This window comes from Burkholderia sp. LFS061, from assembly GCF_047978125.1.
In the GTDB taxonomy this organism is placed as follows: domain Bacteria; phylum Pseudomonadota; class Gammaproteobacteria; order Burkholderiales; family Burkholderiaceae; genus Burkholderia; species Burkholderia pyrrocinia_C.
This window is the reverse complement of the sequence record NZ_JBFPFS010000047.1, coordinates 1-14,638: the sequence shown is the minus strand read 5'-3', so window position 1 is coordinate 14,638 and position 14,638 is coordinate 1. Positions and strand designations below refer to the sequence as shown.

Annotated in this window: 6 protein-coding genes; all 6 read right to left on the bottom strand. The window is 71.6% G+C overall.

Annotated elements, in window-relative coordinates:
* Window positions 1-51: 51 nt before the first annotated feature.
* Window positions 52-2,841: a malto-oligosyltrehalose synthase gene (treY, locus tag ACNQQL_RS29700; protein WP_347067671.1), complete on the bottom strand. Its 2,790-nt coding sequence runs from the start codon at window positions 2,839-2,841 to the stop codon at window positions 52-54.
* Window positions 2,838-5,054 carry a 4-alpha-glucanotransferase gene (gene malQ, locus ACNQQL_RS29695; protein WP_347067669.1) on the bottom strand — a complete coding sequence of 739 codons (2,217 nt, stop codon included), beginning with the start codon at window positions 5,052-5,054 and terminating at the stop codon, window positions 2,838-2,840. The genes treY and malQ overlap by 4 nt, the downstream gene beginning before the upstream one ends.
* On the bottom strand, window positions 5,051-6,916 hold the full coding sequence (gene treZ / locus ACNQQL_RS29690) for a malto-oligosyltrehalose trehalohydrolase (RefSeq protein WP_347067667.1): 1,866 nt from the start codon (window positions 6,914-6,916) through the stop codon (window positions 5,051-5,053). Before treZ ends, malQ begins: the two co-directional genes overlap by 4 nt.
* 8 nt (window positions 6,917-6,924) lie before the next feature.
* Window positions 6,925-9,039 (bottom strand): glycogen debranching protein GlgX, encoded by a 2,115-nt coding sequence (gene glgX, locus ACNQQL_RS29685; RefSeq protein ID WP_204420756.1) that lies wholly within the window; start codon window positions 9,037-9,039, stop codon window positions 6,925-6,927.
* A gap of 34 nt (window positions 9,040-9,073) precedes the next feature.
* Window positions 9,074-11,281: a 1,4-alpha-glucan branching protein GlgB gene (gene glgB, locus ACNQQL_RS29680; RefSeq protein ID WP_347067664.1), complete on the bottom strand. Its 2,208-nt coding sequence runs from the start codon at window positions 11,279-11,281 to the stop codon at window positions 9,074-9,076.
* The coding region (gene treS / locus ACNQQL_RS29675) for a maltose alpha-D-glucosyltransferase (RefSeq protein WP_347067663.1) at window positions 11,278-14,638 on the bottom strand (3,361 nt) is incomplete at its 5' end. The genes glgB and treS, both read right to left, overlap by 4 nt.

Sequence of the window (14,638 nt, the reverse complement as noted above, 5' to 3'; positions counted from 1 at the left end):
CGGCACCGATTGGATCGTCGGGTATCCGCGGACCGGTTTGCATCAATTCGATCATGACCGGGCGATTGAGGGATTCCGATCCGTTGGGTGAGCCGCGACGAGTACGGCAACAGGCAGCGCAGCCAGACAGCGATCGAGCCTGATCAAGCCATCCGGCGCGTCGATTCCGTCCCGCGCATTCAGCCAGTCCGCCCAGGGCCCTTTGGCGCCCTGCGGCAACACGACCGCCGTATCGCCCCATAACGCGGGCTCCACGCTCGGCAACCCGGGCCTGTCGCCGAGCAGCCGGCACGCAAGCCGCGTTGCAACGATCACCACGGTCGCCGCATCGCCGCACCGCGCGAACGCAACCGCGTGACGCCCGAGCCTGCCGCGCACGCGCAGCGGCACATACGCACCGTCGGCGAACGTCGCCGGCCACCGCGCGCGCAGCGCGAGCATCCGTTCGATCAGCGCCCGTTTCACGCGCGCGTCCGGCCAGGTCGGCAGGTACGACGCGACCTGCCCGTCGACGCGCTCGGCCGCCAGCGCCGCGAACGGCACGTCGCGCCGGTTGTCCGGATCGACGAGCGAGTGATCCCATCGCTCGGTACCTTGATAGAGATCGGGCACGCCGGGGGACGCGATCCGCAGTGCCGTCTGCGTCAGGCTGTTGACGATGCCGGCCGGCGCGATCCGCGCCACGAACGCATGCAGCCGGTGCGCGAAATCGCCAGCGCCGCGCGGCGCCAGGATCGCGCGGACGAACGCTTCGCAAGCGCTTTCGTAGTCCGTTTCGGGCGCGAGCCAGTCCGTATGCCGCTTCGCTTCGCGCAGCGCCTTCGTCTGCCAGCGCACCACGCGTTCGGCAAGCGCCGCGAGCCCCGCGTCGTCGTCGGGCATCAGCGACGGCGGCCAGCAGCCGACCAGCGTCTGGTACAGCATCGCCTCGGCGGCCGGTCCCGGCGCCCACGCCAGGTCGCGATGGGCGCCGCCGCGCCGGGGCAGGTTGAGCGCCGACCAGTCGAGCGATACCGCGCGCCAGGCGTCGGGCATCTCGCTGAGCACCGCGAGCCGCGCGCGCGCGTCCTCGCCGCGCTTGTGGTCGTGCGTGGCTGTCGCGATGAGCGTATGCGGCACGATTCGGGCGCGGCGCCGGTTGCGCGCATGGAACGCGCCGCGCGACAGGCTGAAGTCGCTTGCGTCGGCGCCGACCTCGTTGCGCGACAGCAGCCGGCCGTAGCGATAGCAGGCCGTATCCTCGACACCCTTCGCGGCCAGCGGCGCGGTGAGCTGCGCGAACGCGACGCGGGCCGCATGCAGCGCGGCGGCGCCTGCGCGCGGCACGCGCACGACCGGTAACCCGAGCCACGCGGCGACCCGGTCGAGCGCGTAGCGGTCGGCCGGATCGACGGCCGCGCATGCCCGTTCATGCGCCTGCGCGAGCACCCGGCGGTCGGTGTCGGCGGGCGCGTCTTCCTGTGCCGGATACATCCGGTACACGGGCAGCCGCACCGCGAGTTCGCCCAGCACGCGCTGGATCGCGACCAGACTGACGTCGCGCGTCGCGGGCGACGCGCGCGCAATGCCGTGCAGCGCCCGCGCGACGCGCGCATGCTCGGCGGCGAGCTGGCGCATCAGCACGCGCCGCTTGCCGTCGAGCGCCTCCTGCGCGAACGTGCGCGATGAACCGGACACGGCCGCCCAGTGGGCGGCCAGCGGCGCGGCGCCGGCCGGGTCGTGCAGCAGCGCGCCGACGTCGTTCATGAAGTCGTAGCCGGTCGTGCCGTCGACGCCCCAGTCGTCGCGCAGCGCTTCGCCGGGCGCCAGGATTTTTTCGACGACGACGTACGGTCGCTCGTCGCGCAGCGCCGCGAGCCGCGCATGCAGCCGCCGGCAGTACGCGCGCGGATCGGCGAGCCCGTCGACGTGATCGACGCGCACGCCGTCGATATATCCGGCCGCGTAGAGGCGCAACGGCAGCGCATGAACGGCGTCGAACACCGCATCGTCGTCGATGCGGATGCCCGCGAGCGTCGCGATGTCGAAGAAGCGCCGCCAGTTCAGTTCGTCCGCGGCCGTGCGCCACCACGCGAGCCGGTAGTGCTGGCGTTCGAGCAGCCGGTGCAGCCACGCGCGCGAGCGTGCGCTGCGCGGATCGGCGCCGCGCAGCACGGCGTCGAACGCATGCGGGCCGTGCGCGGCCGCGTAATCGCGCAACGCCGCATGCGCGGCGGCCAGCCGGGCGCTGCCGTGCGCCGGCGCGGCGCCGAAGCGTTCGGCGAGCGTGTTCAGGTCCGAGCGGTTCGCGATGCGCAGGATGTCCGCATAAGTGGCGGCGGCCACGGGCAGCTGCCGCCCCGGGCACGCAACGAAGAAGCGGCCGGTCGACGGATCGGCGCCGAGCGCGATGTCGCCGGCCGTGAGCGCGTCGCCGTACGGCGTGCCGAGGCAGGGCAGCAGCACCTTGCCGTCGAGCGCCGCGTCGGGCGGATGCCAGTCGATGTCGAAGCAGCATGCGTACGGGCTCGCCGGCCCCCATTCGAGCACGTCGTTCCACCAGCCGTTCGACGAGCCGCCGACGCCCATGTGGTTCGGCACGATGTCGACGATCACGCCGATGCCGCGCGCGCGCAGCGCGCGGACGAGCCGGACCAGGCCGGCTTCGCCGCCGAGTTCGGCGCTGACCGAGCCGTAGTCGACGGTGTCGTAGCCATGCAGCGAGCCGGGCTCGGCCGTCGTGACCGGCGACAGGTACAGGTGGCTCACGCCGACGCGCGCGAAGTAGTCGGCGTGCGTGGCCGCATCGTCGAACGTGAAACCCGCATGCAGCTGCAGCCGCAGCGTCGCGCGCGGCGTCATGCGTCGCGCTCCCGCGAACGGCGCGCGTGCACGACGGCCGCGATGCGCTTGCGCACGTCGGCGTCGAACAGCGTGTCGACGGTGCGCGGCAGGCGCCGCAGCCAGTTCGGATGGCCGCATGGCGGCCCCGGCAGGTTCGGCTGCTCATCCAGCCCGAGCAGATCCTCGAGCGGCAGGATCGCGAGCGGCGACGGGCTGAGCGCGACATACGCGAGTATTGCGCTCACGGGCGGCGCGCCGGCCGGCGGGACAGCGCTGTTGGCGGGCGCGCAACCCGCGTGCTGCAATGCGTGCCACAGCGCCGCGCGTTCGGTTGCGCGTTCCGCCTGGGCGGCGATCAGGTCGGGATCGGACGCGGGCGGGGGTGTGGCGGGCGCGGCGCGGTCTGTTTCCGTGCGGGGCACGGTGTCATGCCCGACGTCGGCGCCTTGCACGATTTCGTTCGGGTCTTGCGCACTCGCATCGCTCTGCGTGCTGTCGGCCGCGCCGTCTTGCTGCTTCCCGCTGTCGGCCGCCACCCGCCGCCACCCCAGATCGACCCCGCGCCACCAGCCGGCCACGGTCGGCAAGTCGTGCGTCGACGTCGTCGCGATCGCATCGCGATCCCACGCGGACGGCGGCCGGAACGCGCGGTTCGCATCGCGCTCGAACCACAGCACGCGCATCCCCGCGATCCCCTGTGCACCGAGCCGTTCGCGCAAACCGCCCGGCACCGTGCCGAGATCCTCGCCGATCGCGATCGCGCGATGGCGTGCCGCCTCGAGCGCGACGAGCCGCACGAGATCGTCGATCGGATAGCGCAGGTAGGCGCCGTCGCGCGGCGTGCCGCCGTCCGGCACGATCCACATCCGCGCGAAGCCGAGCACGTGGTCGATGCGGATGCCGCCGGCATGCGCGAACGCCGCGCGCAACAACTCGATGAACGGGACGAAACGGTCGGCGCGCAGCGCGGCGGGCGTCCACGTCGTGACGCCCCACGCCTGGCCGGTCGCATTGAACAGGTCGGGCGGCGCGCCGAGCGACACGCCGCGCAGCAGCGTCGTGCCGTGCGCCCACGCGTCGCTGCCCGCGCGGTCGGAGCCGACCGCGAGATCGGCGATCAGCCCGGTCGCCATGCCCGCGCCGCGCGCCGCATATTGCGCGTCGCCGAGCGCGCGCGATGCGCACCATTGCAGGAACGTGTGGAACGCGATCGTGTCGGCATGCGCGTGCGCGAATGCATCGACTTCGGCCGATGACGGCATGCGCCACGGCGCCGGCCATTGCCGCCAGTCCGCGCCGATCTCGTGTTCGATGCAGAACGCCTGCAGCGCGTCGAAGCGCGCATGCGCGTCGAGCGCCGCGCCGCCGGCCGCGCGAAAGCGCTGGTACGCGTCGCGCGATGGCGCGCCGTTGGCACGCCATGCATCGAAGCATGCGCGCAGGCGGCGCAGCTTCGGCGGCAGCACGCGTGGCCAGTCGATCAGCGGCGCATCGATTGCATCGTCGCGCGCGTGAAGCGCAGCCTCGGCGCCCGGCACCGCGTCGCAGTCGAGATACGCGACGTTGTGCCAGCGCCGCGACGACGGCGAATACGGGCTGTCGTGCGCGGGCAGTGCGGGATAGCCGGCGTGCGTCGGGCTGATCGCCACCGCCTGCGTGCCGTGCCGCGCCGCGTGCGCGGCGAGCCGCGCGAGCGCGGTGTAGTCGCCCGCGCCGTCGTCGCCGGTACGCCGCAGGCTGTAGAGCTGGGCTGCGACGCCCCAGCGGCGGCCTGCGTCGGGAGCGCGCGCGAACGCGTCGAACGGGCGCGCGCGCAGCGGCGCGATCGCGAGCCCGATGCGCTGCTCGCCGATGTCGAGCGCGTGATAGCCGGGCATCGCGAGCGGCGGCAGCGTGCCGTGCTCGCCCGCACCGGCCACGCGCCCGTCGACGTAGCCGCCCGTTTCGAGCGCGATCCGGAAGTGTGCGCCCGGCAGTGCGATCGTATGCGGGAGCGTCAGCGGCAGGCCGGCATCGCCGGTGACGATGCGCGGCGGCGCCGCGTTCGCATCGGCGAGCGCCGCTGCGCTGTCGACGCGCTGGAGCGCCGTGCCGCACGGCCAGCCGAGCGCGTCGACGAGCGCGGCGAGCGCATCGTCGCCTACCCGCCGCGCGACGCCGCCCGCATCGGTCCAGTCGGTTTCCAGTCCGGCCGAACGGGCGAGTGCCGCGATCGATACGTCGGTCGTCATGATCGGCCTCGCCCGTTCGTGCGGCGACTCAGCGCATCGTGGTTGACCGCGCCGTCGCGCCACGCGATGCACGAACGTGGCGGCAGGCGCAGGTCCCGCAGCCGGTCGCGCGCGCGCGGCGGCGTCTCGAACACGATCTTGCCGAGCGGCAGCGCGGGCAGCACCGCGTCGTGCGAGCCGAGGTTCAGTGCGATCGTCAGCGTGCTGCCGTTGCCGAGACGCCAGCGTGCGGCGAGCGCCTGCAGTTCGCCGTCGCCCGCGAGCAGGTCGACGCCGAGCGCGCGCGCGCCGGCCAAGTGCGGCGTCACGAGCGCCGCGCGCACGGTCAGCGCGCTGCGGTAGAAGTGCCGCCATGCATCGGCATCGGGCCATGCGTCGTCGGCCGGGTGTTTCGACAACGAGCGCACGAACGTCGCGATGTCGTTCGGATCGGGAATCGCGTCGCGATGCGCGGGATCGGCGAACGCGGGAAACGCCGCGAATTCGCGGCGCCGGCCTTCGCGCACGGCGTCGGCGAGTGCGCCGCGATAGTCGGTGAAGAACTGGAATGGCTGCGTGCTGCCTTCCTCTTCGCCCATGAACAGCAGCGGAATCTGCGGCATGAGCAGCATCAACGCGGTGGCCGCGCGCAGCGCGTCGTCGTTCGCGAGCGTGCGCAACCGTTCGCCGAACGCGCGGTTGCCGATCTGGTCGTGGTTCTGCAGGAATGCGACGAACGCGGTCGGCGGCAGGTGCGCGCTCGGCTCGCCGCGCGCGGCGCCGCCATGCAGCGGCGACGGCTCGCCCTGGTACGCGAACCCTTCGCCGAGCGTGCGCGCGAAATGGCGCAGCGGCGCATCGGCGTACGCGCGGTAATAGCCGTCGCGCTCGCCGGTCAGCAGCACGTGCGCGCTGTTGTGGAAATCGTCGTTCCACTGCGCGTCGAAGCCGCCGGGCCCGAGCAGGCTCGCCGCGTTGCGTTCGTTTTCGAGCACCAGATGCACCTGGCGTGCGTCGCCCGCATGCGCGCGCACGCGGCGCGCGAGCTCGCGCAGCCACGCATCGTCGTCGATCGCATGCGCGGCGTCGATGCGCAGCCCGTCGAAGCGGTATTCGTCGAGCCAGTAGAGCGCGTTGTCGATGAAGAACGCGCTCGTCTGCGCACGCGCGAAGTCGATCGCGGGCCCCCACGCCGTTTGCCGGTCCGCGCGGAAGAACGCGGGTGCGTAGCGCGGTAGCAGGTTGCCGTCGGGGCCGAAGTGGTTGTAGACGACGTCCAGGAACATCTGCAGCCCGAGCCCGTGCGCGGCGTCGACGAGCGACTTCAGTTCCTCGGGCCGCCCGTACGACGCATCGGGCGCGAACGGCAGCACGCCGTCGTAACCCCAGTTGCGCGTGCCCGGGAACGCATTGACGGGCATCAGCTCGATCGCCGTCACGCCGAGCGCGGCGATGGCCGGCAGGCGCCGCTCGACGCTCGCGTAGCCGCCGCATGCACCGACGTGCAGTTCGTACAGCACCGTCTCGTGCCACGGGCGGCCGCGCCATGCGTCGTGACGCCAGCGATACGCGGCCGGATCGACGACCTGGCTCGGGCCGTGCACGTCGTACGGCTGGAAACGCGATGCGGGATCGGGCACGGCGAGATCGCCGTCGAGCACGTAGCGATACAGCGCGCCGGGGCCGCACGGCGCGACTGCGTCGAACCAGCCGTCGCCGGCGGCCGTCATCGCGACGGATGGCCCGCCGTGCAGATCGACGGCCGCGGTGCGGCTCGCGGGCGCCCACAGCCGGAAGCGCGTACGGCCCGCGTCGATGCAGGTCGCGCCGAACGACGACGCGAACGCATGCGTGCCGGGCGGATGAGCGGAACGTGACGTCATGGCGGTCCTCACGAAGGCGGGTCGGGCGGCACGGCCGCGACGGCGACCGCGACCGCATGCGCGGCGACGTCGAGGCCGTCGGCCGGCCACGCGCGCGGGCCGGCATCCGGCGTGGCCGTGTCGACCAGCACGCGGTAGGCGAGCACAGGGGCGGGCGGCGCAAACGTGATCGTTTCGGACGACGCGTTCAGCATCACGAGCAGCGACTCGGTGCGCCCGGTGCGGCCCGCGCCGACGCGCCGCATCGTCAGCGCGCGGCGCTCGCGGTCGTGCCACGCGGGCACGGTCAGCACGTCGCCGCGTTCGTCGAACCAGTCGATCTCGGCCATGCCCGGCGCGCCGTCGTGATCGCCCGACGGATAGCGCGGCGCCGACATCAGCGGGTACATGCGCCGCAGCGCGGCGAGCCGCGACACGAAGCGCATCAGCTTCACGGCTTCGTCGCTGCGCGCCAGATCCCAGTCGAGCCACGACAGTTCGTTATCCTGGCAGTAAGCGTTGTTGTTGCCGTGCTGGGTGCGGCCGAACTCGTCGCCGGCGACGAGCATCGGCGTGCCGAGCGCGGTGAACAGCGTCGCGAGCATCGAGCGCGCGACGCGCGCGCGCACGTCGCGGATCGCCGCGTCGTCGCTCGGCCCTTCTGCGCCCCAGTTCGCGCTGCAGTTGTCGTCGCGGCCGTCGCGGTTGTCCTCGCCGTTCGCGTCGTTGTGCTTGTCCGCATACGACACGAGATCGGCGAGCGTGAAACCGTCGTGCGCGGTGACGAAATTGACCGATGCCCACGTATGGCGCCGCTGGTGGTTGAACAGGTCGGCCGATCCCGCGAGCCGCGCGGCGAGTTCCGGCCGCTGGCCCGCGTCGCCGCGCCAGAAGCGCCGCACGGTGTCGCGAAAACGGTCGTTCCATTCGGCGAAGCCCGGCGGGTGACGGCCGAGCTGGTAGCCGCCGGGGCCGAGATCCCACGGCTCGGTGATCAGCTTGCGTTGCGCGAGCACCGGGTCCTGCCGCAGCGCGTCGAAAAATCCCGCGCCGGGATCGAAGCCGTGATCCTCGCGGCCGAGCGTCACGCCGAGATCGAAGCGGAAGCCGTCGACGTTGAACGCGGTGGCCCAGTAGCGCAGCGAATCCATCACCATCTGCACGACGCGCGGGTGCGACAGGTTCAGCGTGTTGCCGCAGCCCGTCTCGTCGACATGAAAGCGATGGTCGCCCGGCACGAGCCGGTAGTAGCTCGCGTTGTCGAGGCCGCGCCACGACAGCGTCGGGCCGAGCTCGTTGCCTTCGCAAGTATGGTTGTAGACGACGTCGAGCACGACCTCGATGCCGGCCGCATGCAGCTGGCGGATCGCGATGCGCATCTCGTCGAGCCGCCGCGTCGCGAGATACGCGGGTTCCGGCGCGAAGAACGCGGCCGTGTCGTAGCCCCAGTAGTTGCGCAGCCCGCGTTTCACGAGTTCGCGCTGCTGCAGGAACGCGTGGACGGGCAGCAGCTCGACCGTCGTCACGCCGATCGACAGCAGGTGATCGATGAACGCCGGATGCGCCAACGCCGAGAACGTGCCGCGCTCGGGCGCGCGCAGCCCGGCGCGGCGCATCGACACGCCGCGCACGTGCGTCTCGTAGATCACCGTGCTGCGCCACGGCACGCGCGGGCGCCGGTCGTTGCTCCAGTCGAACGCCTCGTCGACCACCACGCATTTCGGCATCGCGGGCGCCGAGTCGCGCCGGTCCATCGACAAGTCCGCGCGGCTCGAATGCACGCGATAGCCGAACAGCGCGTCCGACCAGCGGAAGTGGCCGACCAGCTTGCGCGCGTACGGATCGAGCAGCAGCTTGGTCGGATTGAAGCGATGGCCGTGCTGCGGCTGGTACGGGCCGTCCGCGCGCAATCCGTACACGGTGCCCGGATGCGCGTTGGGCAGGTAGCCGTGCCACACCTCGTCGGTGCATTCGGGCAGGTCGAGGCGCGCGAGTTCCCTGCGGCCGGTCGGATCGAACACGCATAGCTGGATGCGCTGCGCGTGCGCGGAAAACACCGCGAAGTTGGTCCCGAGGCCGTCCCAGGTCGCGCCGAGCGGATAGCGGCGGCCGGATTCGAGGCGAGCGGGCAGGGCACTCGGCATGGGGCGGAACTCTCCGTGTCGAAGGGGTGGGGAATCAGGCGGGGCTCAGCCACAGCGTCGCGAGCGGCGGCAGGCGCAGCGTCGCCGACCACGCCTCGCCGTGCGCGGGCACGGCCTCGGCCCATACGGCGCCGTCGTTGCCGGAATTGGTGCCGCCGTACGATGCGGCATCGGTGTTCATCCGTTCGCGCCATTGGCCGGGCGCCGGCAGCCCGACGCGGTAGCCGGTGCGCGGCACCGGCGTGAAGTTGCAGACCGCGACCACCAGGTGCCCCGCATCGTCGCGGCGTACGAACGCGCACACGCTGTTGTCGCGGTCGTCGCCGATCAGCCAGGCGAAGCCGGCTGCGTAGCAGTCGAGCGCATGCAGCGCGGGTTCGGCCGCATACGCGCGGTTCAGGTCGCGCACGAGCCGCTGCACGCCGCGATGCGCGGGCGCGTCGAGCAGATCCCAGTGCGGCGTCGAGTCGTGCGCGAATTCGGCCCATTGCGCGAACTCGCTGCCCATGAACAGCAGCTTCTTGCCGGGATGCGCCCACATGAAGCCGAAGTACGCGCGCAGCGTCGCGAGCCGCTGCCACGCGTCGCCGGGCATCTTCGCGACGAGCGAGCCCTTGCCGTGCACGACCTCGTCGTGCGACAGCGGCAGCACGAAGCGCTCGGAGAACGCGTAGATGAGCCCGAACGTCATCCGGTCGTGGTGATAGCGGCGGTGGATCGGGTCCTCGCGCAGATACGCGAGCGTGTCGTGCATCCACCCCATGTTCCACTTGAAGTCGAAGCCGAGCCCGCCATTGACGGTCGGTGCCGTGACGCCGGGCCACGCGGTCGATTCCTCCGCGACGGTGACGACGCCGGGCGGCGCGGCCGCACCGTGCAGCGTGTCGTTCAGCATGCGCAGGAATGCGACCGATTCGAGGTTCTCGCGCCCGCCGTACATGTTCGGCACCCATTCGCCTTCGTTGCGCGAATAGTCGCGGTACAGCATCGACGCGACCGCATCGACGCGGATGCCGTCGACGTGATACCGGCGTGCCCACGCGAGCGCCGACGCGACGAGGAACGCGCCGACCTCGGTGCGCCCGACGTTGAACACGCACGTGTGCCAGTCGGGATGCAGCCCTTCGCGCGGGTCGGCATGCTCGTACAGCGCGGTGCCGTCGAACTGCGCGAGGCCGTGCGGATCGTCGGGGAAATGCGCGGGCACCCAGTCGACGATCACGCCGATGCCGGCCGCATGCGCGCGGTCGACGAACCGCGCGAAGCCGTCGACCGGCCCGAAGCGCGCGGACGGCGCGAACTGCGCGAGCGGCTGATAGCCCCACGAGCCGCCGAACGGGTATTCGGCGATCGGCATGAACTCGACGTGCGTGAAGCCCATCCCGTGCACGTACGGAATCAGCCGCTCGGCAAGCTCGTCCCACGTCGCGCTGCGGTCCATCTCCTCGGGCACGCGCTGCCACGATTCCGGATGCACCTCGTAGATCGACCACGGCGCGCGGTAGCGGTCGGCGCGCGGCCGCGCGTGCATCCAGCCGTCGTCGTGCCACGCGAACGCGTCGAGCGCCGCGACATCGGCGACGACGGACGCCGTGCGCGGCGGCGCTTCCGTCGCGCGGGCGCACGGATCGGCCTTGTGCGGCAGCACGCGGCCGTCGGCCGCGCGCAGCTCGTACTTGTAGCGCTCGCCCGCGCCGATGCCCGGCACGAACAGCTCCCATACGCCCGACGGCCGCCGCAGCCGCATCGGATGGCGGCGGCCGTCCCATCCGTTGAAATCGCCGACCACCGACACGCGCTGCGCGTTCGGCGCCCATACCGCGAAGCGCACGCCATCGGTGTCGTCGATGCGCGCGGGCGTCGCGCCCAGGCAGTCGAGCACGGCGGCCGGATCGCCGGCCGCGAAGCGCGCGAGCGCGTCGTCGTCGAGCAGCGTGCCGAACGCATACGCGTCGTCGGTCACCTGCCGCGCGTTCGACCAGTCGATCGCGAGCAGGTAATGGGGAACCCCGCCGTCGTGCGCGATCGTGCCGGCGAAGCAGCCGGCGCGGTCGACGCACGCGAGCGCGCCGAGTTCGTCGCCGTCCGGCGACAGCGCGCGCACGCGCTCGGCGCCGGGCAGCAGCGCGCGCACGACGATCCGGTCGGCCTGCCCGTGCGGGCCGAGACACGCGAACGGATCGGGATGGCGGCCGGCGAGCAGCGCGTCGATGTCGGCCTGTTCGAACAGCGTGTCGGTCATCGCGTTCCTCCGGGTTCGGGCGCGCTGCCGTCGTCGAGCAGGCGCTCGACGAGCGCCGCGAGCCCGCCGACCGGCGCGCTCAGCCAGTCGGGCCGGTTCGCGGCCTCGTAGCACAGCTCGTACGACGCCTTGTCGATCAGGAACAGCGCGAGCAGGCGATCGGCATAACGCGGGTCGACGAAGCGTACGGGCGCGAGCGCGGCGGCCGCGCGATAGCATTCGACGAAACGGTCGGCGGCGGCCTGCCCGAACCGGTCGAACAGCGCGCGCTTGCGGCCGGCCGCCTGCGGCGGCGCTTTTTCGATCGCGAATTGCGCGGTCGCGCTCACATACGACAGCGAGCGCAGGAAGCCGGCCACGTCGCGCAGCGGATGCGATTTCGCGCGGCGCCGTTCGAGCGGGCGCGCCGGTTCGCCTTCGAAGTCGATCAGCAGCGCATCGCCCTGCACGTCGAGCACCTGTCCGAGGTGGAAATCGCCGTGAATCCGCGTGCATTGCGCGTCGAGCGTGCGCGGCACGAGTTCCCCGAGCGCGCGCACGGCGGCGTCGCGCGACGCGAGCAGCGCATCGGCCGATGCGCGCATCGCGGGATCGAGCGCATCGAGCGCATCGAGCCGCGTGCGCAGCACGTCGAGCGCGCGTTCGAACGACGCGATCGCGTCCACGCACCAGCCGTCGACGTGATCGGGTGTCGCGCGTTCCGGCGCGAACGCGGGATCGTCGGACGGCTGCGCGAGCGCGACGTGCAACTGGCCGAGCCGCGTGCCGACGATGCCCGCGAACGCCGCATAGCCGACCAGCGCCTCGGGTTCCTCGTCCTGTTCGGCCGCTTCGTCTTCGTCGGCGGCCGGCAGCGCGAGCTCGTCGACCGCGCGCCGCAGGAAGTCGAACGAACGCGTCCATGCGTCGCCCTGGTTGTCGACGTAGCGCTGCAGGATCGCGACCGTGTGCGGCGTGCCGTCCGGATCGACGTGCACGACCTCGCCCGCGAGCGTCGCGGTGTTCGCATAGCCGATGCGCGTCAGGTGCCGGCTCATTTCCGCTTCCGGATGCACGCCGTGCGCGACCTTGCGCACCAGCTTCAACACGATCGCGTCGCCGATCACGAGCGAGCTGTTGCTCTGCTCGGCCGCGAGCCAGCGCACTTCGGCGTCGTCGCCGGGATCGAGCGCGGCGAGCGCGCTCTCCGGCAGGAACGCGAGCCGGCCGCCGTCGGAGGTCGGCACCGTCGCGCCGTCGCGCAGCATGCGCAGCATCCCGCGCGCGAACGACGGCAGTGCGAACGCATCGGTCAGGTAGCCGACCGTATGGCCGCGCCGCACGCGCGCGAGCGCGAGCTGCGCGAACAGCGGCTGGGACGTCTCGCCGCCCCAGGCCGTCGCGAGCGGCACGATATAGCGCTCGACGCCGCCGTCGCTGGCGCTGACCCACGCCTCCGCATACTGGAACGCTTCGCCCGGCACCGGCGTGACGACGTTCAGCCATGCATCGCCGATCGCGCGATCCTTCGACGCGAACCAGCGCCGCCGCGCGAGCCACGACGCGAGCGCATCGTGCGCGAGCGCGTGCAGCTGCCCGACGTCCGGCCGCGCGTCGCCGCGCCGCATCACGAGCGTCACGTATTCGGGCAGCGGCTCCGCATGCGGCTGCCGCCACGACGGCTCGCGGCCGTGCCCGGACAGCTCGAACCACAGGAACCCGTACGGCGGAAAGGTGAGGAGATACGGGAGCTGGCCGATCGGCGGAAACGGCGAATCCGACGTCATCTCGATCGGCACGCGGCCCGCGAATTCCGACAGGTCGAGCTCGACCGCCTGCGACGCGCGCGACAGGTTCGCGACGCACAGCACCGGATCGCTGCCGTCCAGCTCGCGCAGGTACGCGAGCACCTTGCGGTTCTCCGGGCGCAGGAAACGGATCGTGCCGCGCCCGAACGCCTGCGTCGCACGGCGCGTCGACAGGATGCGGCGCGTCCAGTTCAGCAGCGAATGCGGGTCGCGCGTCTGCGCCTCGACGTTGATCGCGTCATAGCCGTACAGCGAGCCCATCACCGGCGGCAGCACCAGCAGTTCGGGGTCGGCGCGCGAGAAGCCGCCGTTGCGGTCCGACGACCACTGCATCGGCGTGCGCACGCCGTCGCGGTCGCCGAGGTGGATGTTGTCGCCCATGCCGAGCTCGTCGCCGTAGTAGATCACGGGCGTGCCGGGCATCGACAGCAGCAGCGAGTTGATCAACTCGATGCGGCGCCGGTCGCGCTCCATCAGCGGCGCGAGCCGGCGCCGGATGCCGAGGTTCAACCGCGCACGCCGGTCGCTCGCATAGGTCTGCCACAGCAGGTCGCGCTCCGAATCGGTCACCATCTCGAGCGTCAGCTCGTCGTGGTTGCGCAGGAACACGGCCCACTGGTTGCTCGGCGCGAGCGCGGGCGTCTGCCGCATGATGTCGACGATCGGGAAGCGGTCCTCGCTCGCGATCGACATGTAGATGCGCGGCATCAACGGGAAGTGGAACGCCATGTGGCATTCGTTCTCGTCGCCGAAATATTCCTGCACGTCTTCCGGCCACTGGTTCGCTTCCGCGAGCAGCATCCGGTTCGGGTACTCGGCGTCGATCGTCGCGCGGATCCGTTTCAGGATCGCGTGCGTTTCCGGCAGGTTCTCGTTGTTCGTGCCTTCGCGCTCGACGAGATAGGGCACCGCGTCGAGCCGCAGCCCGTCGATGCCGAGATCGAGCCAGAAGCGCATCACCTGGATCACCTCGCGCACGACGGCCGGGTTGTCGAAGTTCAGGTCCGGCTGGTGCGAATAGAAGCGGTGCCAGTAGTACTGGCCGGCGATCGGGTCGTGAGTCCAGTTCGATGTTTCGGTATCGAGGAAGATGATCCGGGTGCCCGCGTATTTCGTGTCGGTGTCGGACCACACGTAATAGTCGCGGTACATCGAGCCCGGCTTCGCGCGCCGCGCGCGCTGGAACCACGGATGCTGGTCCGACGTGTGGTTGATCACCAGCTCGGTGATCACGCGGATGCCGCGCGCATGCGCTTCGCGGATGAAGCGCCGCACGTCGGCGAGCGTGCCGTAGTCGGGATGCACGTCGCGGTAGTCGGCGATGTCGTAGCCGTCGTCGCGGCGCGGCGACGGGTAGAACGGCAGCAGCCAGATCGTGTCGACGCCGAGTTCGGCGATATAGTCGAGCTTCGCGATCAGGCCGGGGAAATCGCCGATGCCGTCGTTGTTCGAGTCGTAGAACGACTTCACGTGCACCTGGTAGATGATCGCGTCCTTGTACCACAGCGGATCGTCCGCACAGAGCGCGGGCGCGCGGCGGCGCGCGCGGCGCCGGCGCGGCGTGCCGGCC